16 protein-coding genes are annotated in these 21,837 nt (G+C 38.8%); 10 read left to right on the forward strand and 6 right to left on the reverse strand.

Going from position 1 to position 21,837, the window contains the following annotated elements; all coding sequences use genetic code 11:
- Positions 1–49 precede the first annotated feature (49 nt).
- A complete protein-coding gene (locus tag ACVWYG_RS05970; RefSeq protein WP_457269253.1) occupies positions 50–2,491 on the reverse strand; it encodes a glutaminyl-peptide cyclotransferase in 2,442 nt (813 codons plus the stop codon).
- Between the two features lie 957 nt (positions 2,492–3,448).
- Here ACVWYG_RS05970 and ACVWYG_RS05975 point away from each other — a divergent pair.
- Positions 3,449–6,001, forward strand: coding sequence for an adenosylcobalamin-dependent ribonucleoside-diphosphate reductase (locus tag ACVWYG_RS05975; protein WP_457269254.1), 2,553 nt, complete (start codon positions 3,449–3,451; stop codon positions 5,999–6,001).
- 364 nt (positions 6,002–6,365) lie between these two features.
- Here the strand turns inward: ACVWYG_RS05975 and ACVWYG_RS05980 are convergent, their stop codons facing one another.
- Positions 6,366–7,490, reverse strand: a complete 1,125-nt coding sequence (locus ACVWYG_RS05980; RefSeq protein ID WP_457269255.1) for a CofH family radical SAM protein — start codon at positions 7,488–7,490, stop codon at positions 6,366–6,368.
- 75 nt (positions 7,491–7,565) lie between these two features.
- Positions 7,566–8,654 carry an acyltransferase family protein gene (locus ACVWYG_RS05985; RefSeq protein ID WP_457269256.1) on the reverse strand — a complete coding sequence of 363 codons (1,089 nt, stop codon included), beginning with the start codon at positions 8,652–8,654 and terminating at the stop codon, positions 7,566–7,568.
- A gap of 353 nt (positions 8,655–9,007) precedes the next feature.
- Here ACVWYG_RS05985 and ACVWYG_RS05990 point away from each other — a divergent pair, with 353 nt between their 5' ends.
- From ACVWYG_RS05990 to ACVWYG_RS06030, 9 genes are all read left to right on the forward strand, one after another.
- Complete coding sequence (locus ACVWYG_RS05990; protein ID WP_457269257.1) at positions 9,008–10,267, forward strand: M16 family metallopeptidase; 1,260 nt, start codon at positions 9,008–9,010, stop codon at positions 10,265–10,267.
- An 11-nt stretch (positions 10,268–10,278) separates the two neighbouring features.
- Positions 10,279–11,550, forward strand: a complete 1,272-nt coding sequence (locus ACVWYG_RS05995; protein ID WP_457269258.1) for a M16 family metallopeptidase — start codon at positions 10,279–10,281, stop codon at positions 11,548–11,550.
- A gap of 219 nt (positions 11,551–11,769) precedes the next feature.
- Complete coding sequence (gene guaB, locus ACVWYG_RS06000) at positions 11,770–13,239, forward strand: IMP dehydrogenase (protein WP_457269259.1); 1,470 nt, start codon at positions 11,770–11,772, stop codon at positions 13,237–13,239.
- 59 nt (positions 13,240–13,298) lie between these two features.
- On the forward strand, positions 13,299–13,892 hold the full coding sequence (locus tag ACVWYG_RS06005; RefSeq protein ID WP_457269260.1) for an LOG family protein: 594 nt from the start codon (positions 13,299–13,301) through the stop codon (positions 13,890–13,892).
- A gap of 49 nt (positions 13,893–13,941) precedes the next feature.
- A complete protein-coding gene (locus ACVWYG_RS06010; RefSeq protein ID WP_457269261.1) occupies positions 13,942–14,406 on the forward strand; it encodes a MaoC family dehydratase in 465 nt (154 codons plus the stop codon).
- A gap of 66 nt (positions 14,407–14,472) precedes the next feature.
- Positions 14,473–16,101 carry an acyl-CoA carboxylase subunit beta gene (locus ACVWYG_RS06015; protein ID WP_457269262.1) on the forward strand — a complete coding sequence of 543 codons (1,629 nt, stop codon included), beginning with the start codon at positions 14,473–14,475 and terminating at the stop codon, positions 16,099–16,101.
- 516 nt (positions 16,102–16,617) lie between these two features.
- Positions 16,618–17,574, forward strand: coding sequence for a thioredoxin-disulfide reductase (gene trxB / locus ACVWYG_RS06020; RefSeq protein ID WP_457269356.1), 957 nt, complete (start codon positions 16,618–16,620; stop codon positions 17,572–17,574).
- Between the two features lie 139 nt (positions 17,575–17,713).
- Positions 17,714–19,627 (forward strand): beta-N-acetylhexosaminidase, encoded by a 1,914-nt coding sequence (locus ACVWYG_RS06025; protein WP_457269263.1) that lies wholly within the window; start codon positions 17,714–17,716, stop codon positions 19,625–19,627.
- Positions 19,628–19,633: 6 nt separating this feature from the next.
- On the forward strand, positions 19,634–20,008 hold the full coding sequence (locus ACVWYG_RS06030; protein WP_457269264.1) for a diacylglycerol kinase: 375 nt from the start codon (positions 19,634–19,636) through the stop codon (positions 20,006–20,008).
- Between the two features lie 60 nt (positions 20,009–20,068).
- Here the strand turns inward: ACVWYG_RS06030 and ACVWYG_RS06035 are convergent, their stop codons facing one another.
- From ACVWYG_RS06035 to ACVWYG_RS06045, 3 genes are read right to left on the reverse strand one after another with little or no spacing between them, the layout of a single operon-like run.
- Entirely contained in the window at positions 20,069–20,617 is a 549-nt protein-coding gene (locus ACVWYG_RS06035; protein ID WP_457269265.1) for a DUF922 domain-containing protein, read from the reverse strand.
- Between the two features lie 29 nt (positions 20,618–20,646).
- Positions 20,647–21,243: a hypothetical protein gene (locus ACVWYG_RS06040; RefSeq protein WP_457269266.1), complete on the reverse strand. Its 597-nt coding sequence runs from the start codon at positions 21,241–21,243 to the stop codon at positions 20,647–20,649.
- Positions 21,230–21,727 carry an RNA polymerase sigma factor gene (locus tag ACVWYG_RS06045; RefSeq protein ID WP_457269267.1) on the reverse strand — a complete coding sequence of 166 codons (498 nt, stop codon included), beginning with the start codon at positions 21,725–21,727 and terminating at the stop codon, positions 21,230–21,232. The genes ACVWYG_RS06040 and ACVWYG_RS06045 overlap by 14 nt, the downstream gene beginning before the upstream one ends.
- Positions 21,728–21,837: the final 110 nt, after the last annotated feature.

The following is a 21,837-nucleotide window of genomic DNA, read 5'->3' on the forward strand; positions in this document are numbered from 1 at the left end:
ATAGGTGTTGGGAATTAGGCTTTAGGTAAATAAATAACCTAGATCGAAATTAATCGTCATCGTGTTTTGTCTTGTTTTCGGCAATTACAAAGGCACTTCTTCGGGGCGCAGGCATAACAGAATGTTCTCCATTTACCGATTTCCAAATAACCGAATTTAACTCTAAATCTGGTATCGAATCTTCTTTTTTGAGATTAAATAGCGCAGATTTTTTAGAACTCCCGTTAACAGCAATATTTCTCGCCTCCAAATCATTACCCGATTTAAGGTGCTTATAAGGAGTAAAGTCTGGATTGGAAGTAAAACACTCAAATAAGGGTTTGGCAGCGGCATCGTATTGACTCATCGGGGGCAAACCGAGAATAAGTTCCATTGTTCTTAATGCGCCACTTGTAGAGTACATGGTATGATTAACTTCTTTTCTCTTTGCATATGGGCTAATCACTAAAATCGGCGAACGATGTGCATCTACATGATCAGGACCATTTTGGGCATCATCTTCCAATACAAAAACCACTGATTCTTTCCAGATGCTACTGTGCGAAAGATAATCAACAAACAATCCAACAGCCAAATCATTATCTCCAACAGCTGCGGTGGGCGTAAATGCGCCGATTTTTTGACCGCTTGTATGGTCACTAGAAAAACGTAGAGTATTAAATTGCGGAACTTTATTTTGAGCCAATAACAAGTCAAAGTCTTCTCGCCACGATTTAAAGCGGGTGGTGTCTTTTATGTTCATATCAAAACCGGCATATCCTGGGCAAAAATGATTTTCGAGCGATTTGATATTTGCCGTTTTTCCATCCGTAAATTCTCCATAAGTTCGGTAGCTAACTCCGGCCCTCTCGCAATAATCCCAAATAAATCCGTCTTTCGGAAAAGCAATTTTCCTTGTACCTTCAAAATCATATGTACCGCCTCTGCCACCGTAACTTATTGGCCAGCTTTTCTCTACATAATCGTTCGCATAAGCTGCCATGCTCCAATTGTGCCCATCGGCACTTACCTCGGCATCCACATAAAAATTATCCAACAATACAAATTCATTGGCCAAGGCATGTATATTAGGTGTTACACTTTTTGGAAAAAGGCAAAGACTACTGTCTCCATTTCCGGTCTTTACATCGCCCAAAATCTGGTCGTAAGTTCTATTCTCTTTAATGATGTAAAACACATGTTTGATCGGGCAACTTTCTCCTAATTTAAATGGAATGGAATTTTTAACAGATAAGTTTACGTTTTCTGATTGAAAAGGTGAATTTCTCCGTACCTGCTCACTGTAGATGTTCAATTGATCGGGGTTTGGTTGTTTTATGATGGAAAGCGTACCCTTAAACAAACCGCCAATATACTGCACTTCCTTTTTAACCGTCGGGCTCTTTTGGTAATCGCTGTCATCATTCTTGCTAATAGGCTGCGGGCCGTATGGATTCGGCAAACTTGTGAAGCCTTTGCCGTTGGCAACCCAAATTTTATCTCCATAACTTTTAACAGAAGTAGGATACCATCCAGTAGGGATGAATCCCTTGCTCACACTATTTGCAGGTTTGCTTACATCAAAAACTGCAAGGCAATTATTATCTGCATTGGCAATGTACAATGTTTTTTCATCTTGCGATAAAGCCAATCCGTTGGTTGTTGAGCCGGTCAACTTAGTTGGGAAAAGGGAAGCAGAAATAACTTCCACCACTTTTTTACTATCGGTATTAATTACAGAAACAGAATTATTCCCGGCATTCGCAACATATAAGACGCTGCCTTTCTTATTTAAAATTATTTCATTTGGATTATTTTCTACAGCGATACCATCTGTTATTTTTTGCTGTTTAACATCGTAAATAGCAACTTTTTCAGCTCCCCACAGAGAAATATAGAGTCTTTTTTGATCTGGAGAAAGCACACAGGAATAGGCTTCTGCACCCAACGGAATGCGATTCTTAACCTTTTTAGTTGTTAAATCTACCACATACAAACTATTGTCTTCTTTAGTTACCGTATACAATATCGTTTGGCTATTATTTACCGCAATACCTGTCGGACTAATTTTATTCGGCCACTTTTTCCCGAGGGTAATGGTATCGGCGGTACCAATTTTTTGCTTAGCAATAGGATAAACTAGAATAATATTGTCATTTGCCCCGCTTACATACAACTTTTTATCGTCTGCGCTAAACTGCAATCCATACCAAGCTTTCTTAATGGGATGCTCGTCCAAAATTTTATCAGATTTTGCGTCAATCAACTGGATGCTTTGAGTGCTTTGGCCATTGTTTGTCACAGCTAAAAGTTGATGATTGTGCGACAGCTGAATGTTTAATGGCAAATCGCCTAAGGGTAAAGAAGTTCCTGCCGGGCTTAGAGACCAACCATTCGGCAATAAAATACGCTTTGCGTACGGATTATTTGTAGGTGTTTGTGCATTCGCCCAGTATTGTGAAAAGAGAAAGAAGGCAATAATTAGTAATTTATTGAAGTGATGTTGGTTCATCTTTTCTTAGTTGAATGATTAATCAAATTAAGACAAATTATTTCTTAACAAACTGCGATTTCGAATTTCTTAACTTCTAATTATTGTTAAAAAACAGCTACTTTTAATAAGGCATAATTTTTTTGCTTTTAGGAAAAAAAAGGTGGCATTTGTTTAAAATTTAATAGCAATTGCAAAAATATGAAATTTCGCTTTAACCGGATACCAATAATATTAAGTTAAAGTAATCTTATTAGTCGATGTTGACCCATAAGCATCTGAATAAATTTAGTTGTAATTGTTGCAGATCTCACTTTACCTATAAGTGATTTGCATAAAATAATAGAAAAAACAAAAGCTATTTTTTCGGAATAGAATTAATAAATTATTGAATTAACACGATTTTTTTAACAGGATATTTTCCTGGGATTATCTATGATAAGTCTGCTAATACATGTGGAACCAGCATTCTCACGACTGTTTCCTCAACTCATCAAGTAATTAAGTGAAGTGCCTCCATTTTAGACTAAAAAATTTCACTCGTTCCGTATTCACGAGTTGCGCTATGGCATATATGTGGTAAGTGGCTTCATCAGCAAAACTAGCAAAACTTATCGTTGAACCTGCCCGCCTTTAAAATGGTTCATGTCGATGAGAATATTTTAAACTCTTAGAAGCAATATTTTGATTGTAGTGAATGGCTATGATTTTTAGAAAATTCGAATGTGGTTTTGATCTAAATGTTTATCAATAAATGGTATACTCTATTTTATTTTTACAAAATAACTTTTAAACATAAAATTCTGTCATGTATATTTTTTGTAAACATTTTAAATTTTTTAAAAACATATTATGCTTTAAATGAGAATATTATACTTTTTATTTTGAGACATATTTTTTCGTAAAGTAAATTTTATACTCAGTTTTTGTACATTTATAATTCTTTGACTATTGTCATGGTAAAAAATAATCCCAGTTATGCGAGTAGAGAATCTATCTAAAACCAAAAAAATTTATACCCAAGAAGAAGCCTATGATGCTTCTGTTCTGTACTTTAAAGGCGATGAATTGGCAGCGCGAGTCTGGGTAAATAAGTATGCTTTAAAAGATTCGGACGGAAATATCTACGAAAGTACGCCCGATGACATGCATCGTCGCATTGCAAGTGAAATTGCTCGCATAGAAGAAAAATATCCTAATCCACTCAGCGAAAAAGAAGTTTTCGACGCCATTAAAGATTTTAAATACATTGTTCCTCAAGGCAGCCCGATGGCCGGGATTGGTAATCCGTACCAAATTGCTTCCTTATCTAATTGCTTTGTAATTGGTAATGACGGTGATTCGGATTCATATGGAGGTATTATGAAAATCGACCAGGAACAGGTTCAGTTAATGAAACGTAGGGGTGGTGTGGGTCATGATCTTTCGCACATTAGACCAAAGGGTTCCCCGGTAAAAAATTCTGCCTTAACCTCTACAGGTATTGTTCCTTTTATGGAGCGTTACTCTAATTCAACTAGAGAGGTTGCCCAGGATGGAAGAAGAGGTGCCTTAATGCTTTCAGTTTCCATAAATCACCCAGATGCAGAAGATTTTATCGATGCCAAATTAGAACAGGGAAAAGTTACCGGTGCCAATGTTTCGGTGCGGATGGATGATGCATTTATGCAAGCTGTAAAAGACGGAAAAAATTACACTCAGAAATATCCGATTTTTAGCGACAACCCACAAAAGAGTCAAGAAATTGAAGCCTCAAAACTTTGGAAGAAAATAGTCCATAATGCCTGGAAATCTGCCGAACCGGGTATTCTTTTTTGGGATACGATAATTAAAGAATCTGTGCCAGATTGCTATGCAGATTTGGGTTATAAAACCGTTTCTACAAATCCTTGTGGAGAAATTCCACTTTGTCCGTATGATTCGTGTCGTTTATTGGCAATTAATTTATTCTCTTACGTAGAAAATCCGTTTACCGAGAAAGCCAAATTTAATTTTGAACTTTTTAAAAAGCACATCGGTATCGCACAAAAAATAATGGACGATATCATCGATCTCGAACTTGAAAAGGTGGATGCCATCATTGCTAAAATTGATGCGGATCCTCAGTCTGAGGAAGTAAAAGCAGTAGAGAAAAATCTTTGGATCAACATTAAGAAGAAAGCGAAGGAAGGTAGAAGAACCGGAATTGGCATCACTGCCGAGGGAGATATGCTCGCCGCTTTAGGTTTAAGATATGGCAGTAAAGAAGGGGTAGATTTCGCTGTTGAAATACATAAAACAATCGCGATAGAAGCTTATCGTGCATCGGTTATTGCAGCCAAAGAACGTGGCGCGTTTGAAATATTCGACGCCGAACGCGAAAAGAACAATCCGTTTATCCTTCGTTTAAAAGGAGCGGATGAAAAATTGTATTACGATATGTTGGAGTACGGTAGAAGAAATATCGCTCTGCTTACCATTGCGCCAACCGGAACAACAAGTTTGATGACGCAGACCACTTCTGGCATCGAACCAGTTTTTCTCCCAGTTTACAAGCGTCGAAGAAAAGTTAATCCGAACGACAAGAACGTACGGGTAGATTTTGTAGATGAAGTAGGGGATAGTTGGGAAGAATATGTTGTGTTTCACCACCGTTTTAAGCAGTGGATGGAAGCGAATGGCATAGCCACAGATAGAAATTACAACCAAGAAGAGCTCAATAAAATTGTGAAGAAATCACCTTATTACAAAGCTACTTCTAACGATGTAGATTGGTTAAGCAAGGTAAGAATGCAGGGCGCGGTACAAAAATGGGTCGACCATTCCATCTCGGTAACTATTAATTTACCCAACGAAGTAACTGAAGAATTGGTTGGGAAAATTTACTTAGAAGCTTGGGAAGCTGGTTGTAAAGGGGTAACCGTTTACAGAGATGGGTCTCGCTCGGGTGTGTTAATCTCTAACGAAGAAAAGAAAGACGACGGGAAAGCAACGCTAACCACGTTTCCAACCAAGCGGCCTGAATTATTGGAGGCTGATGTAGTACGTTTTCAAAACAGCAAAGACAAGTGGATTGCTTTTATTGGATTGATTGATGGAAAACCTTATGAGATTTTCACAGGTTTCTCAGACGATGAAGATGGAATATTGATTCCACGTTGGGTAAATGAAGGGTTTATTATCAAAGCCAGAAACGAAGACGGAACTTCCCGCTATGATTTTCAATATAAAAATCAACGGGGTTATAAAACAACCATAGAAGGGCTTTCTCACAAGTTTAATCCAGAGTTTTGGAACTATGCAAAATTAATTTCTAGTACGCTACGGCACGGTATGCCGATCGATAAAGCGGTAGATTTAATTAGCAGCATGCAATTGGATACAGAAAGCATCAACACATGGAAAAACGGTGTAGCGCGTGCTTTAAAACGTTATGTTGCCGATGGAACCGAGACAGGGAAACAACGCTGTGAAAACTGCAACAGTACCTCACTCATTTACCAAGAAGGTTGCCTAACTTGTAAAGACTGCGGCAGCTCGAAGTGTGGATAAAGAGAGTTGAAGGTTAAAAGTTAAGGGTTAAAAGACTAAAGATTAACATAAAGGCTTTCCCACTAGCTTTGAAATAGATAAAGCCATCTCCCGTAACGGAGATGGCTTTAGATTTTTAATATTTTTAACAATCAGCTACTGCAGTTTTGGCATCGACTTTCCTGAGGGTCATGCACCTTTCATTTTTTATTTTTCGGATCCGGCGTTAGGCGACTTCGATTAGGCTGAAGGAGTAAATTTCCCTTCCTATGGCCTCATTGTAGTCTGCGAGCTTTAAAATATTTAGCCGGTTATCTGTTGCGATTACCATCTCAGAGGATCTTTCCCGCCCATTTTTGTTCAAATTTGAGCAGTTTTTGTCAAACTAGTAGTCAATTACCTGTTCTTCAAAATGCTCCGGCATCTCCCTATAATTGTATTTCTGACCGCGAAGTTGGGGTTCGAAACCTGCATTTCTGATAGAATCTTGAATGCCATTTGCTGTAAAGCGATGTGGCGCACCTGCGGCAGAAACTACATTTTCCTCAATCATTATGGAGCCGAAATCATTTGCGCCGGCATGTAGACAAAGCTGTGCCGTCGCCTTTCCAACTGTAAGCCAACTTGCTTGTATATTTTTTACATTAGGCAGCATAATACGACTTAACGCAATCATCCTCACATATTCGTCGGCGGTTATCGTATTTTTAATGCCTCTCAATCTTTTTAAAAGCGTGCCATCATCTTGGAATGGCCAAGGAATAAAGGCTAAAAAACCATTGGCACCTGCTGGTTTTTCGCTTTGTACTTCCCTAATCCATACCAAATGTTCAAAACGTTCCTCAATTGTTTCTACGTGGCCAAACATCATTGTTGCAGAAGTGGTAATGTCTAATTGATGCGCTGCACGCATCACATCTAGCCACTCTCTTCCTCCACATTTTCCTTTAGATATCAATCTTCTTACTCTATCGTTTAAGATTTCGGCACCGGCACCGGGCAACGAATCCATACCCGCGTTTTTTAGGGCGCTTAACACTTCAGTATGGCTTATTCCCTCTAGCTTGGCTACATGTGCAATCTCCGGCGGACCGAGGGCATGTAGCTTTAAAGTAGGATAAAGTTCTTTTAATTGTTTAAAGAGCGTTGAATAAAACGCTAGTCCCAAATCTGGATGATGCCCGCCTTGTAAAAGCAGCTGGTCTCCTCCCAACCTAAAGGTTTCTTGGATTTTGACTTTATAAGTCTCTAAATTTGTAATGTAGCTGTCCTCATGCCCAGGGCGCCTAAAAAAGTTGCAAAATTTACAGTTTGCGATACACACATTTGTGGTATTTACATTTCTGTCTATCTGCCAGGTTACTTTTCCGCTCGGTACCTGTATTTTTCGCAATTCATTTGCTACAGCCATCAGCGAAGCGGTAGAAGCGTTATGGTATAGGTAAACTCCTTCTTCCTGATTTAAAAACTCGAAATTAGACGCTCTTTTTAATAGATCTCCCGTATGCATATACAAAGATAAATAAAACTATAAAGTTAAAAGTCTGGGGTCTGTAAATTGCGGGCAATAATTTTCGCCTTGCTGTTAATTTTTTCTAATGAGAGCTTTTAAATACTTTCTAACCGGGATATCGTACACTTTTAAGATTAAGTAAGCAAAAACCACACATAATATTGTTCCGATAACCATCACCCACGAAATGTACAGGAAATTTGGCTTGTGCGAGTTGTAAAAGTTAGCAAAAATCCAGATGATGGAGAAATGGGTGGTATAGAGCGGATAGGAGATATTTCCAGAAAAATTGCACAATTTTTTTAGGCCGTTTTTTACGGCGCAGCCAGCTCCTAAGGCAACCAATAGTGGGTAAACAACCATTACAATGAGCGGTTCGGTGATGTAATTCCAAGCCTCATTATAGGGCGATATGAAAGTAAGAAACAGCAAAATGGCAAGAACAATAAACCCAATTTTGTTCTTAATAATCAAATTTGATTTGAAAATTAACATCCCCATAGAGAAGGAAAATAAAATTCTAGCACCGCCGTCCCAGAAGTTTAGAGCGCCCCAACCACCGCCCAAAGTTTTGGCCTTAAAGGCAACGTAACACAGAAATATTGCGCCAATAATGGTTGCCATAAGGAGTACTTTTTTACTGCATCTATATAGAAAGACAGCAAAGGCAATATTTGCCAGATACTCCCAGAACAGTGACCATGAGGGCGCGTTTAGCGGAAATAATTTGTAAAACCGTTCTGGAATTATTTTTAAAGGTATTAGAAAAATCGACGCCAAAAAATATAAACCAATCTGTTTCACACTATACAAATTTTGATAGTCGGCAAAAGGGTCAAATAGAAATGTCAGGAGTCCCAATACCGCACCCAAAATTATAAGCGGGTGCAACCTAATCAACCTTAGCTTTAAAAAGTTCCAAAATCCGATCTCTTCAATTCTGTGCTCGTAAGCATAGGCCACTACAAATCCCGATAAACAGAAGAAAAAATCTACCGCCAGATATCCATGACCGATAAAGTTTTTGCTGTAATCGATGATTACCTCCTCCATGAAATGAAAGATGACAATAGCCAAGGCTGCTACGCCTCTTAATCCATCTAATATTTCAAAATGTTGTCTTGATTTGAATAAAGTAGCATTCCCGGCAGCTGAGGGCATATCTATACTGTTTATCTGGTTTGGGATGCAATGTTATGGATTTTAAAAGCAAAATTGTTAAACAGCCTGGTAAAGATTTTTGATTATTGAAATAAAGTGCTGGTGCAAAAAGTCTCACTTTCGAAATTTTTAAGATTTGCCGCTGTGACGAGATAGTTTAAAAATTAAAGAAATGCTTTAAGTTTTGAAGCGGGATTTATCCGTTTTAAAAAAGAGTTAAATCTCACTAGTTTTCCTGTACGAGCGTCTTTTCGGAAATGAGTCGGTCATCGTTTCTTATCTAAAGCTTCATTTACATAAATCAAACAATTACATAATTAAGCAGTGGCACAATTAAACTATATTTGCCAATTATGGTAGATTTTATTCGTTTTACATTAGACAATGGGTTAAAGGTGCTTGTGCACGAAGATCACACTACGCCGATGGCAGTTTTAAATGTGATTTATGACGTTGGCGCAAGAGATGAAGACCTAAATAAAACAGGTTTTGCGCATTTATTTGAGCACCTGATGTTTGGAGGATCTGGTAACATTCCAAGTTACGATGAGCCATTACAGCGTGTTGGCGGTGAAAACAATGCCTATACCAGCAACGACGTCACCAATTATTACCTAACCCTTCCTGCTATAAATATTGAAACTGGTTTTTGGCTGGAAAGCGATAGAATGCTTAGTTTAGCGTTTTCTGAAAAAAGTCTTGAAACGCAGATCAGCGTAGTGAGCGAGGAGTTTAAGCAAAATTACCTTAATCAGCCTTATGGCGATGTTTGGCTAAAACTGCGGCCTCTGGCCTATAAAACTCACGCTTACAGTTGGGCAACGATCGGCAAAGAACTTTCTCACATCGCAGATGCGAAAATGGATGATGTTAAGGCGTTTTTTCGCAAGCATTACAATCCACAAAATGCCATTTTGGTAGTAGGTGGGGATGTAACCGCTGATGAAGTTAAGAGATTGGCAGAAAAATGGTTCGGGCAGATTCCTAGAGGAGAAAAATACAATCGAAACTTGGTGCAAGAAGCCGTTCAAACAGCAGCAAGAGAACTAACAGTTACTGCCGAAGTCCCTCTAAATGCCATTTATATTGCTTTTAAAGTTCCGGGCAGAATGGATAAAGACTATCATGCCTACGATCTTTTATCAGATATTTTGTCTAGCGGAAAATCTGCTCGACTTTATCTAAGCCTATTAAAGGAACAAGAATTATTTAGCGAGATCAATGCGTACCATACCGGAAGTATCGACCCTGGTTTGTTCATCGTAGAAGGTAAACTTACTGACGGCATTCCCATGGAATACGCTGAAAAGGCAATTTGGGAGGAGTTGGAGAAAATGAAAGATGTAGAAGTACCAGATATTGAGCTTAATAAAGTTAAGAATCGCGCAGAATCTGTGCTGGTCTTCTCTGAAATGAGTTTACTTGATAAAGCTACAAATTTAGCCTACTATGAATTGTTAGGCGATGCGAATTTACTAAATAATGAAGGCGAGGAAATTCAGAAAATTACCGCCGCAGACATTAAGCGGGTTGCAAATCAGATATTTGACAAAGATAAGTCATCAATGCTCCATTATTTTAAAGAAGAAAAACAAGCTGCTCAAACAGTTTAATACCCAAAAAAATGCTGAACAGAACAATAGCTCCGGAATTTAAACAGGTTGCAGACATAAACTTTATCCATCCAACATTAAAAACATTAGACAATGGCGTGCCCATCTACACTGTATTTTCTGGAGAGCAAGATCTTGTAAGGATAGAATTTATTTTTGACAATGTAAACTGGGATTTTTCTAAACCCTTACAGGCCATTGGCGTAAACGCATTGCTTACTAGTGGAACGCATCAGTTTTCTGCAAGACAAATAGCAGAACGTACAGATTTTTACGGGGCGTTTTTACAGACTGCTTATACCCAAGATCAGGCTTCAGTAACCTTATACACGTTGCGTAAATATTTGGCGCTTGTGCTTCCAATTGTGCAAGATACATTAGTAAACGCACAATTTCCTCAAAACGAGCTAGATACGTATGTGAGAAACCAGAAACAAACGTTGCTCGTAAATCTAGAAAAAAACAGTTTTTTGGCTAGAAAAGAATTTGCACACGCCATGTTTGGGGATACAGCTTATGGCGTTGACATTAGATTAGAGCACTACAAAAGTTTAAATCGGCCCGATTTAGTAGCCTATCATAAAGCGGCATACGCTCCAAACAATTGTACCGTGGTGGTTGCGGGAAAATTTGATGACGAAGCTTTCGATCTGATGAACACACATTTTGGTAGCGGTTGGCAGAATGCCGACGCAACGGAAAATAGTTTCGTTTTTGGCGAATCAGAAAAGAAAGATATTTATATAGAAAAACCTGAGAGTTTACAATCTGCCGTCAGGACCGGCTTACTGGCAATTAACAGAAATCATTCAGATTTTGCCGGACTACAAGTTGTAAATTGCATATTGGGAGGCTATTTTGGCTCTCGATTAATGAATAATATTAGAGAAGACAAAGGTTATACTTATGGCATCGGCTCTGGTTTATCATCGTTGAAACATGCAGGATATCTTTCTATTGCTACAGAAGTTGGAGCAGATATCTGTCCGGCCGCGCTGACAGAAATTTATAAGGAGATCAATTTACTTCGCGATGAACTTGTGGGAGCGGATGAATTAGACCTTGTAAAGAATTTTATGTTAGGCGCCACGTTAGGTAGTTTGGAAAACATTTTTTCACATGCTGATAAATTTAAAAACATCCATTTTTCGGGTTTGGATTACAGTTATTACGATAAATACATCACCACCGTAAAAACCATTACCGCAGTTGAAATTCAAGAACTTGCTGAGCGATACTTAAAAATAGAACAGTTCAAAGAAATAGTGGTTGGGAAAAAATAAAATTTTCATAAGTTTTTAAAGTTATTGGTATTGAAAAGAACCTATTCTAATTTTGGCGAAAAAGGATAGCGCTGAATACGCTGTTTAAAATAGTCAATGCACTTTTTGTCTATAAAAGAAAAGAGCATATAATTTAGAGCTACTTACGATAATTTCTTTTAAAAGCCAGTAATCTTACGTATCTTTGCCCCGCAAATAATAACCACTAATTTATTTGCCATGCAATCTGATTCCAACAAATTTATAGCCACTGGTTTAACTTACGACGACGTTTTGTTGTTGCCTGCATATTCCGCTGTGTTGCCGCGTAACGTAAGTACCGCTTCACAATTAACAAAAACCATAAGACTAAACGTTCCATTAATTTCTGCAGCCATGGATACGGTTACAGAGTCTGCGCTTGCTATTGCAATTGCTCAGAATGGAGGTTTGGGCATGTTACACAAAAACATGAGTATTGAGCGCCAGGCAGAAGAAGTTCGGAAAGTGAAGCGATCAGAAAGTGGAATGATCCAAGATCCTGTTACCTTATTTGTCGATGCAAAAGTTGCAGACGCGTTTACCATTATGCGCGAACATAAAATTGGAGGAATTCCAGTGGTAGACCAACACAATAAGTTAGTCGGCATTATTACCAATAGAGATTTACGTTTTCAAAAAGACATGGCAAGACCTATTGCTGATGTAATGACGAAAGAAAATTTAATTACCGCTCCAGAAGGTACCACACTAGTTCAGGCAGAAGCAATTCTTCAAAACTATAAAATAGAAAAGTTACCCGTTGTAAATGAGGATGGTTTTTTGAGCGGACTGATTACGTTTAAGGACATCCAAAAAGTTAAGAATTATCCTGCAGCTTGTAAAGACGAACACGGCAGACTTCGCGTTGGGGCAGCGGTTGGCGTAACGCCAGACACGTTGGCTAGGGTAGATGCTTTGGTAAATGCTGGGGTGGATGTAATTACAATAGATACCGCCCATGGCCATTCTAAATTTGTGGTAGATAAACTAAAAGAGGTTAAAGCAAAATATCCAGACTTGCAGGTTATTGTTGGCAATGTTGCTACAGGCGCTGGCGCTAAATATTTAGCAGATGCAGGTGCGGATGCAGTAAAAGTTGGCATTGGTCCTGGTTCAATCTGTACTACAAGAATCATTGCAGGTGTTGGCGTTCCGCAACTTTATGCGGTTTATGAGTGCGCTAAGGCACTCGAAGGTACTGGAATTCCAGTGATTGCCGATGGAGGAATAAAACATACAGGAGATATTGCGAAGGCCCTAGCAGCAGGTGCAAACGCAATAATGGCAGGATCTTTATTTGCAGGGGTCGAAGAATCGCCAGGCGAAACCATTATTTACGAGGGTAGAAAATTTAAATCCTACCGTGGGATGGGTTCTATCGAAGCAATGGAGCAAGGATCCAAAGATCGATATTTTCAAGACGTAGAAGACGATATTAAAAAATTGGTTCCTGAAGGAATAGTCGGTCGCGTTCCCTTTAAAGGAACTTTGGCTGAGGTGATGTACCAATATATTGGTGGTTTGCGGGCGAGTATGGGATATACAGGTTCGCCAGACATAGCAACTTTGCAAAAAGCGCAGTTTGTTCAGATTACCGCATCGGGCATTCGCGAAAGCCATCCACACGACATCACCATCACAAAGGAAGCGCCAAATTATACAAGATAATGATGTTATTTGCCACAGATAATTTACCAATAATCAATCACCTTCTACTATAAAAATCAATGGACAAATTAAAATCGCTGTGTGTGTATTGTGGCTCAAATTTTAATGGAGACACATCTGTAAGGGCAGCGGTTAAAAGCTTGGCACACATCCTTGTAAAAGAGCAGATTAATTTGGTCTATGGCGGCGGAAGTGTTGGTATAATGGGTATTTTATCCGATGATGTGTTGGTCTTAAACGGAACTGTAACGGGTGTTATTCCTCAGTTTTTAATGGATAAAGAGGTCGGCCATAAAGGGTTAACAGAGATGATTGTTACAGAAAATATGCACCAACGGAAGCAAAAAATGGCCGATCTTAGTGATGGATTTATGATTTTGCCTGGAGGTTTTGGTACGCTCGAAGAATTTTTTGAGGTGCTTACTTGGTTGCAACTGGGATTACACAATAAGCCAATCGGCGTGTTAAACGTAAACGGTTTTTACAACCCGCTCTTTGCACAAATGGAACTTATGGTGCAACACAGGTTTTTGAAACCTGCAAATAGAGAATTGGTTTTTAACGAAGCTGATCCGGCTGTACTAATTCAAAAAATGGATCAATTTTCTGCGGTTCCTGATGAGGTGTGGTTTAAAGATCGAAATTTAAGTTAAAAAGACGCTTTCTTACTAATAAACTATTTAACGAAAGAAAATCGAATATATGCAAACGATTACCTCACACGAAGACTTTGAGAAACAGCTTGGAAAAGAACTGGGCGTGTCTGAGTGGCACACCATTGATCAAGCACAAATCCGAAAGTTTGCAGATGCAACTCTAGATCATCAATGGATTCACGTTGATGAACAAAAAGCCAAAACTGAAGGACCGTTTAATGCTACCATTGCACATGGCTACCTAACACTTTCACTTATCCCATATCTATGGAAACAAATTGTAGAGGTAAAAAATCTTAAAATGGAGATTAACTACGGCATAGAAAATTTGCGTTTTGGCCAGGCTGTAGTGGTGAATAGTAAAGTTCGGCTAAAAGTAGGTCTGGCTTCCATTTTAAACTTGCGCGGCATTACAAAGGTAACCATGTCGGCTGAAATGGAAATTCAAGATCAAAAAAAACCTGCCTTCAAAGGTGAAGTGGTATTTTTATATCATTTTTTACCTGCTTAACTGAATTTTTATCCTCGCAGATGGAAATAGAGTTGTTTTTTAAAAATAAAATTTAACTTGCTTGCTATGGATATTTCATTCAACAAGAACGAGGATGTTAATAAGCAGTTGGTTTATCAGCTACGTACTAAATTAGCCGAAGTATACAAGGGTGGAGGTGCGAAAAATGCTGCCAAGCAAAAAGAAAAAGGAAAACTGCTGGCACGCGAACGGGTTCAATACCTAATTGACGATGGCACTTTTTTTTTAGAAATAGGTGCCTTTGCTGCCGAAGGGATGTACGCGGCAGCCGGTGGATGCCCATCTGCCGGAGTCGTTTGCGGGATTGGGTACGTAAGCGGGAGGCAATGTATGATTGTGGCTAATGATGCAACTGTAAAAGCAGGCGCATGGTTTCCCATGACTGCCAAGAAAAATTTGCGTGCGCAGGAAATAGCGATGGAAAATCGGCTACCAATCATTTATTTGGTCGATAGTGCCGGAGTTTATTTGCCCATGCAAGAAGATATTTTCCCTGATAAAGAGCATTTTGGTCGGATTTTTAGAAATAACGCCATCATGTCTTCTGAGGGAATTGTGCAGATTTCTGCAATTATGGGCGCATGCGTAGCGGGTGGTGCCTATCTTCCCATTATGAGTGATGAAGCGATGATTGTTGACGGAACTGGTTCGGTTTTCCTTGCTGGCTCTTATCTTGTAAAATCAGCTATAGGAGAAGAAGTAGATAATGAAACACTAGGCGGTGCCACCACACATTGCGAAATTAGTGGCGTAACCGACTATAAGCATCCAAATGATGGCGCATGTTTAGATAGCATCAAGAATATTATGAGCATGCTCGGTTCACCCTTAAATGCTGGGTTTGATAGAATAGCCCCAGCTTTGCCAGAAAAAAAGGAAGACGAGCTATATGGTTTATTTCCAGAAAATAGAGAAAAGCCATATGATATGATGGAGATTATTGACCGTTTGGTGGATAAATCTGCATTTGAAGAGTATAAAAAAGGCTATGGGCAAAGTATTATTTGCGGTTTGGCAAGGGTGGAAGGCTGGGCAGTTGGCATTGTGGCGAATCAACGTACTGTCGTGAAATCTAAAAAAGGCGAAATGCAGTTTGGTGGAGTAATCTATTCAGACAGTGCAGACAAAGCTACTAGATTTATAATGAATTGCAATCAAAAGAAAATTCCTTTGGTTTTTCTTCAAGATGTAACTGGGTTTATGGTCGGAAGTAGATCAGAACAAGGTGGAATTATAAAAGATGGAGCGAAAATGGTTAATGTGGTGGCAAATAGTGTCGTACCAAAATTTACATTTGTGCTTGGGAATTCTTACGGAGCCGGTAATTATGCCATGTGCGGCAAGGCGTACGATCCGAGGCTTATTTTTGCATGGCCAAGTGCAAAAATGGCGGTAATGGGTGGCTCTCAGGCTGCAAAGACCTTGTTGCAAATTCAAAAAGCTTCATTAAAGAAAACCGGTGAGGAAATATCAACTGAAAAGGAGCATGCCTTATTGAAAGAAATTACGGAACGCTATGATGCGCAAACCTCTGCTTACTATGCTGCAGCCAGGTTGTGGGTTGATGGAATTATCGATCCGTTGGAAACTAGAAAAATAATTGCTATGGGAATTGAGGCCGCCAATCAGGCGCCAATTACTAAAAAGTTTAATGTGGGTATTATCCAAACTTAGAAGCAGAGAATTAGCGGACTAAGATATTCATTTTCTTGTGTCACATCTCAAAAACGTCACTTTACATCTGTTAATGCGTGAGGGGTAGAAGCGGAAAACCCACAGCAAGGAACGAGCGAGGATTTTTAGCGCATGACCCGACACTTGCGCAGCTTGGGGCACGCCCAGATTAAAAACAGTTAAAAAATCATTTTCCTAATTGTCAAATTCCAGATGACAAATTAAATGTAACGACTCATAATTGAAATATAGCAAGTTAAGCCAAAAAAAACCTCCCAATAAAACTAAAATACAAACCATGGTTTTGTATAAATATAGCTTCTCAAAAGAGAAAAAAAGAGGTCAAATTGCTTTGATAAATTTTATTAACACAATCACCATTTTTATTTCGGTAACCCTGCCGTCCTTCAAGTCCATTTTGAACTTTAATAAGTAAACTATATTGACAATGGAAACTTGGCAAAACTTAAAAAAAAGGTAAATTTGCAAATCTAAATATAAGCACACATCACAATGATGCAAGAAGAAAACGAACACGTACAATGTTTAATTATAGGGTCTGGTCCTGCCGGATATACGGCAGCGATTTATGCTGCACGAGCAGATTTAAAACCGATTATGTACACTGGTTTACAAGCTGGTGGCCAGTTAACGAATACCACCGATGTCGAAAATTTTCCTGGATATCCGCAGGGAATAATGGGACCAGAAATGATGGAAGATTTTCGTAAACAGGCAGAAAGATTTGGTACCGATATAAGATTTGGTTACGTAAGCGCTGTTGACTTCTCTTCTTTACCGCACAAAGTTGTGGTTGATGAGATCAAGACCATAACAGCCGATACGGTAATCATCGCTACCGGCGCAACTGCAAAATGGTTGGGTTTGCCTAGCGAACAACAATACAACGGGTTTGGGGTGTCTGCATGTGCTGTCTGCGACGGATTCTTTTTTAAAGGACAAGACGTAGCCATTGTGGGGGCAGGCGATACTGCGGCAGAGGAAGCTACCTATTTAGCAAAATTATGTAAGAAAGTTTACATGTTGGTTCGCAAAGGGGAATTTAGAGCTTCAAAAACGATGATTGCTCGGGTGCATGCCACCCCGAATATTGAGGTGTTGTATGATACAGAAACTCAGGAGATTTTGGGAAATGGAAAAAATGTAACAGGGGTGAGCATCTTAAACAATGTTACGAAGGAACAGAAAGAGCTTGCCATTGAAGGGTTTTTTGTCGCAATTGGACACAAGCCAAATACTGACATTTTTAAAGGCCTATTGGATATGGATGCCACCGGTTATCTGCAAACTAAGCCCGGATATACCTTGACCAATATTGAAGGTGTTTTTGCTTGCGGCGACGTGCAAGATATGTATTATCGCCAAGCGGTTACGGCTGCGGGTTCTGGTTGTATGGCTGCATTAGATGCGGAACGTTACCTTGCCGACAAAGAGCATCCTATTGAAGTTTAAATTTTATCGTTTTTAACACCTAAAAATTCTGACAACGCACTAAATCGTTGCCAGAATTTTTTTTGTTAGAGTGACAATGTGCGTTTAATGTTGGGATAAAAGCAATACATTGGCTAGATTTACACGCAAATTATTCACTATGAAAAGCACTCTACTTCTTTCTTTTTTATTTTTGATTACAACCTTAAGTTTTGCGCAATCTGATCCAAATTATGGCATTGTACCTGCGCCGGTGTCAATCCAGAAAAATGCCGGTAGCTTTCTACTCGACAAAACGGCCGTCATCTATCGGGAGGATAATCCTGAAACGGCACGGATTGAAGATCTACTGAACGCATTTATTGTTCAAAAAGCTGGCTTTGCGTTGAGGCAGGTAAATAAGGAAGCTGGAAATGCTAAAATTATTGTTTTAACAAGTTTTGGGGCAGATAAGCTCCCTAAAGAAGGTTATACGATTAAAATCACGGCTGAAAAGATTGTGTTAACCGGAGAAGGCGCGGGTTTATTTTACGCGGTTCAGTCGTTTATGCAAATGATGCCTGATAAGGTAAATGGAAAGATTACTTTCCAAGCGCTCACAATAAATGATTTTCCTAGGTTTAGCTATCGTGGGACGATGTTAGATGTATGTAGAAATTTTGTACCAATTTCTTTCATCAAAAAATACATCGATCTATTGGCGGAATATAAAATAAATACTTTCCATTGGCACCTAACTGATGATCAGGGATGGCGTTTGCAGATCAATAAATATCCTAAACTTACGAGCGTTGGTGGTTTTAGAGCAGGAACTATTATTGGACATTATCCTGGAGACGGAAATGATTTAATTCCGACCGGTGGGTTTTATACGCAAAAAGAAGCAAAAGAAATTGTAAAGTATGCTGCAGATAGATTCATAACGGTCATTCCAGAAATAGAAATGCCGGGTCATGCTAGTGCTGCAATAGCTGCATATCCAGAATTAAGTTGCTTCCCAGATAGAGATACGTTTATAGATTCTAAAACACCTTGGGCAGGCACTAGAAAAGGAAAATTGGTTCAACAGACCTTCGGCGTTTTTGATGATATTTTTGTTCCGTCAGACAATACCTTTAAATTCATTGAAAATGTTTTAGATGAAGTTGTGGCCATTTTCCCCTCAAAATACATCCATATTGGTGGAGATGAAGCGCCTAAAACCTATTGGAATGAGTCTGCCTTTTGTCAGACGTTGATTAAAGAAAAAGGGTTGAAAGATGAGCATGGATTGCAGAGTTATTTCATTCAAAGAATTGAAACCTATTTAACTGGAAAAGATAGAAAAATAATTGGATGGGATGAAATTTTAGAAGGTGGTTTAGCTCCAAATGCTACTGTGATGAGTTGGAGGGGCGAAGATGGAGGCATCGCAGCTGCTCAGCAAAATCACGATGTAATTATGACGCCAGGTTCTATGGGATTGTACATCGATCATAGTCAGTCTAACTCTCCAGATGAGCCTGTTACCATCGGTGGATTTTCGCCTTATAGTAAAATTTACGCATATGATCCTGTTCCTGAGGTACTTAATCCAGAACAAAAGAAATTCGTAATTGGAGTGCAAGCAAATTTATGGACAGAATATATTAGGACAACAGGTAAGATAGAATACCATGCTTTTCCTCGCTTATTGGCCTTGGCAGAAATTGCTTGGACACCAGTAAACAGAAAGAACTTAGCTAATTTTACAAATGAGCGCTTGCCAAAACAATTGGCAAAATTGGATAGGGAAAAAATCGATTTTTGGGTGCCGACCCCAATTGGGCAGGATGCAGATACATTGAAAGGAGAAAAATTTAATCTTGATCTAAAAGTTCCGATTACGGACGGTAAGATTTACTATACGCTTGATCAATCTCGTCCCTCAGAAATTTCCTACCTATATTCCCAGCCGCTTCAAATTACCGTGCCTGAAGGTGAAAAAAGATACTTTACGACCATCGTAATTGCGCCAAGTGGAAGACGGAGCGTAACAAAACTTACTGTTTTAAACAATGGGGCGCAGCTCGACACTACAAGCAAGAAAAAATAATATAAATTGGCATTGAAACAAGAAAGGTTTTCTGTTAAGGCAAGAATAAAAAGTTTTAAATATGCGTTTAACGGCCTGAAGATGCTCTTTGTTTTTGAGCACAACGCTCGTATACACGGATTGGCCACTTTTTTGGTTGTGGTACTTTCTTGGGTCCTAAAAATATCCAATTTAGAATGGCTCGCAGTTTTAGGAGCCATTGCCATGGTCTTTATCGCCGAACTGGTAAATTCTTCTATTGAGAAAATGGCAGATGTGATATCACCAGAGCAGAATAAAAACATTGCACGGATTAAAGATATGGCTGCTGCAGCAGTATTGGTGGCAGCTATTTTTTCCGTAATTGTGTTCGGCGTTATTTTTTTCCCTAAAATGTTTTAAAACATAAGGATTATAGGATAGCGATATCGCGGTAAAACATATAGCCCTTAAACGTCAACATCAGTCCTTTTGCGCCATTATTTCACCCATTTTTTGTGCAATGATGTTGTCCCAACGCTGTTGCATTTTATAATTGCTGCCATGAGCTGTCTCCTCATCGTAATTTCGCTGCATGGTGTCAAAATAATTGCTTACACTAACTGCAAGCATTTCAATCTCTGCTTTATATTTATTTTTAGAATAAGTGCGACTCGATAACACCCTGTCTGCCTCACTAACCATTATAAAACTTATGTCCACGTGGCCTTGCTCGTGATGCAAAACCCTCGCTTTTAATTCGGGAGTGCTAAGCCTATCTAGTTTAACCCAAGATAACTTCTTCTCAATTTTATTTTCATGTTCAAAAGTGGCCATGAGCTGGTTGCCGACTCTTTTGATTTGATAAGAATATTTCCAAGTAAATACGGTCAATGCCACAAAAGGCGAATATTTATCAGGCTTGCCCTGAAAATAACTTTCGAAATTTAGCTGTGGAGGTGAAGAAAAAAATTGTGCACGCCCACTACGACCGCAAAGAAATATGACTATTAGCAAGGCAATTGACTTCATAATTTTTTAACGTACGAGCCAAAAAAGTTTTAACTTTCTTTCAGCTGGTTGCCAATTCGTTCAAATTTTTCGATCAAAAGGGCAATTCGTTCTTTTTCTGCGCTCAGTACAATCTTTCTTAAAACCGTAGAGCAAAAAACAATCCAAAGAAAACTAAGGCCCAGTGCAATGGTTTTTTGTAAATCTGACAACTGGTCTAAAAGTTCTAAAATAGCCAATACGAAACCGACTGTGAGCGCTACTGTGTAGAGCCAATACATTTGGTTGTAGAGTTTAAATCTACTGCTTTGATACTGTTGAAGTTTTTCCAAAAACAGGCTAGGATTAATGGTAAAGTCATTTTTGGCGATAAGTTTATAATCTCTTACTAACATCGTGGTAGAAACTAAAATGGCGATCAATATAATGGCAAAACCAACATGGGTAGTCCATTTTTCGTGGCTATAATATACCCAAACAAAGAAGAAAAGCAAAAAAGAAAATACCATCCCGAAGATATTTAACAAAGATTTGCTACGAATGCCATTTACTTCTTTTTTTGCTTGTGACAACATGTCTTCAGCAGAAAACTTAATGTCCACCTCGTGTTTTTGCCACAATTCTTGTAATTCATCAAACGCTTGCATACAGCTTAAATAATTCGGTTAATTTCTGTTTAATGCGGTGTATTTTCACTCTTAGATTTCCTTCGCTAATGCCCACTACTTCTGCAATTTCTGGGTAAGGCAGTTCATCTAACACCATGGTAATAAGCAAACGATCGTTTTCTTCTAATTTTGAAATGCATGTATAAAGCAGCGCTACCTGCTCGTTTTTTTCAGAAAACTCCTCTGTTCTCGTTTCTATAATATTTTCTGTCAGTTCATCTTTAGCTTGCCTTTTTTCCGATCTAAGGTAGGTTAGGCAGGTATTTACCGCAATGCGATAAATCCACGTAGAAATGAGCGATTTGTTTCGAAATTTATCTAAGTTTTGCCAAACTTTCAAAAAAGTTTCTTGCAATAGGTCATTTGCCGAATCGGCATCGCCTGTGTAACCATAGCACAAGTGGAATATCTTTTTGGAATTTGCCGCAAAGATTTCTTTAAATAACTTGTCTTTTTGCTCCATTAAAAAAATTACATTTTGTTTTAGATAGTAACCTCGGGTTAAAGTTACAAGCTTTTTTGGCCAAAATTAATAATTGTTTGTGGAGTACCTGCAAATAAGTACTTTTGTGG

The organism is Pedobacter sp. UYEF25 (assembly GCF_054061655.1).

Coding starts and splice junctions, on each gene's coding strand:
- ACVWYG_RS05995 (WP_457269258.1), top strand. CDS start 10,279: ATGCTGAACAGAACAATAGCTCCGGAATTTAAACAGGTTGCAGACATA.
- guaB (WP_457269259.1), top strand. CDS start 11,770: ATGCAATCTGATTCCAACAAATTTATAGCCACTGGTTTAACTTACGAC.
- ACVWYG_RS06005 (WP_457269260.1), top strand. CDS start 13,299: ATGGACAAATTAAAATCGCTGTGTGTGTATTGTGGCTCAAATTTTAAT.
- ACVWYG_RS06010 (WP_457269261.1), top strand. CDS start 13,942: ATGCAAACGATTACCTCACACGAAGACTTTGAGAAACAGCTTGGAAAA.
- ACVWYG_RS05975 (WP_457269254.1), top strand. CDS start 3,449: ATGCGAGTAGAGAATCTATCTAAAACCAAAAAAATTTATACCCAAGAA.
- ACVWYG_RS06015 (WP_457269262.1), top strand. CDS start 14,473: ATGGATATTTCATTCAACAAGAACGAGGATGTTAATAAGCAGTTGGTT.
- ACVWYG_RS06045 (WP_457269267.1), bottom strand. CDS start 21,727: ATGGAGCAAAAAGACAAGTTATTTAAAGAAATCTTTGCGGCAAATTCC.
- ACVWYG_RS05985 (WP_457269256.1), bottom strand. CDS start 8,654: ATGCCCTCAGCTGCCGGGAATGCTACTTTATTCAAATCAAGACAACAT.
- trxB (WP_457269356.1), top strand. CDS start 16,618: ATGCAAGAAGAAAACGAACACGTACAATGTTTAATTATAGGGTCTGGT.
- ACVWYG_RS05980 (WP_457269255.1), bottom strand. CDS start 7,490: ATGCATACGGGAGATCTATTAAAAAGAGCGTCTAATTTCGAGTTTTTA.
- ACVWYG_RS06035 (WP_457269265.1), bottom strand. CDS start 20,617: ATGAAGTCAATTGCCTTGCTAATAGTCATATTTCTTTGCGGTCGTAGT.
- ACVWYG_RS05970 (WP_457269253.1), bottom strand. CDS start 2,491: ATGAACCAACATCACTTCAATAAATTACTAATTATTGCCTTCTTTCTC.
- ACVWYG_RS06040 (WP_457269266.1), bottom strand. CDS start 21,243: ATGCAAGCGTTTGATGAATTACAAGAATTGTGGCAAAAACACGAGGTG.
- ACVWYG_RS06025 (WP_457269263.1), top strand. CDS start 17,714: ATGAAAAGCACTCTACTTCTTTCTTTTTTATTTTTGATTACAACCTTA.
- ACVWYG_RS05990 (WP_457269257.1), top strand. CDS start 9,008: ATGGTAGATTTTATTCGTTTTACATTAGACAATGGGTTAAAGGTGCTT.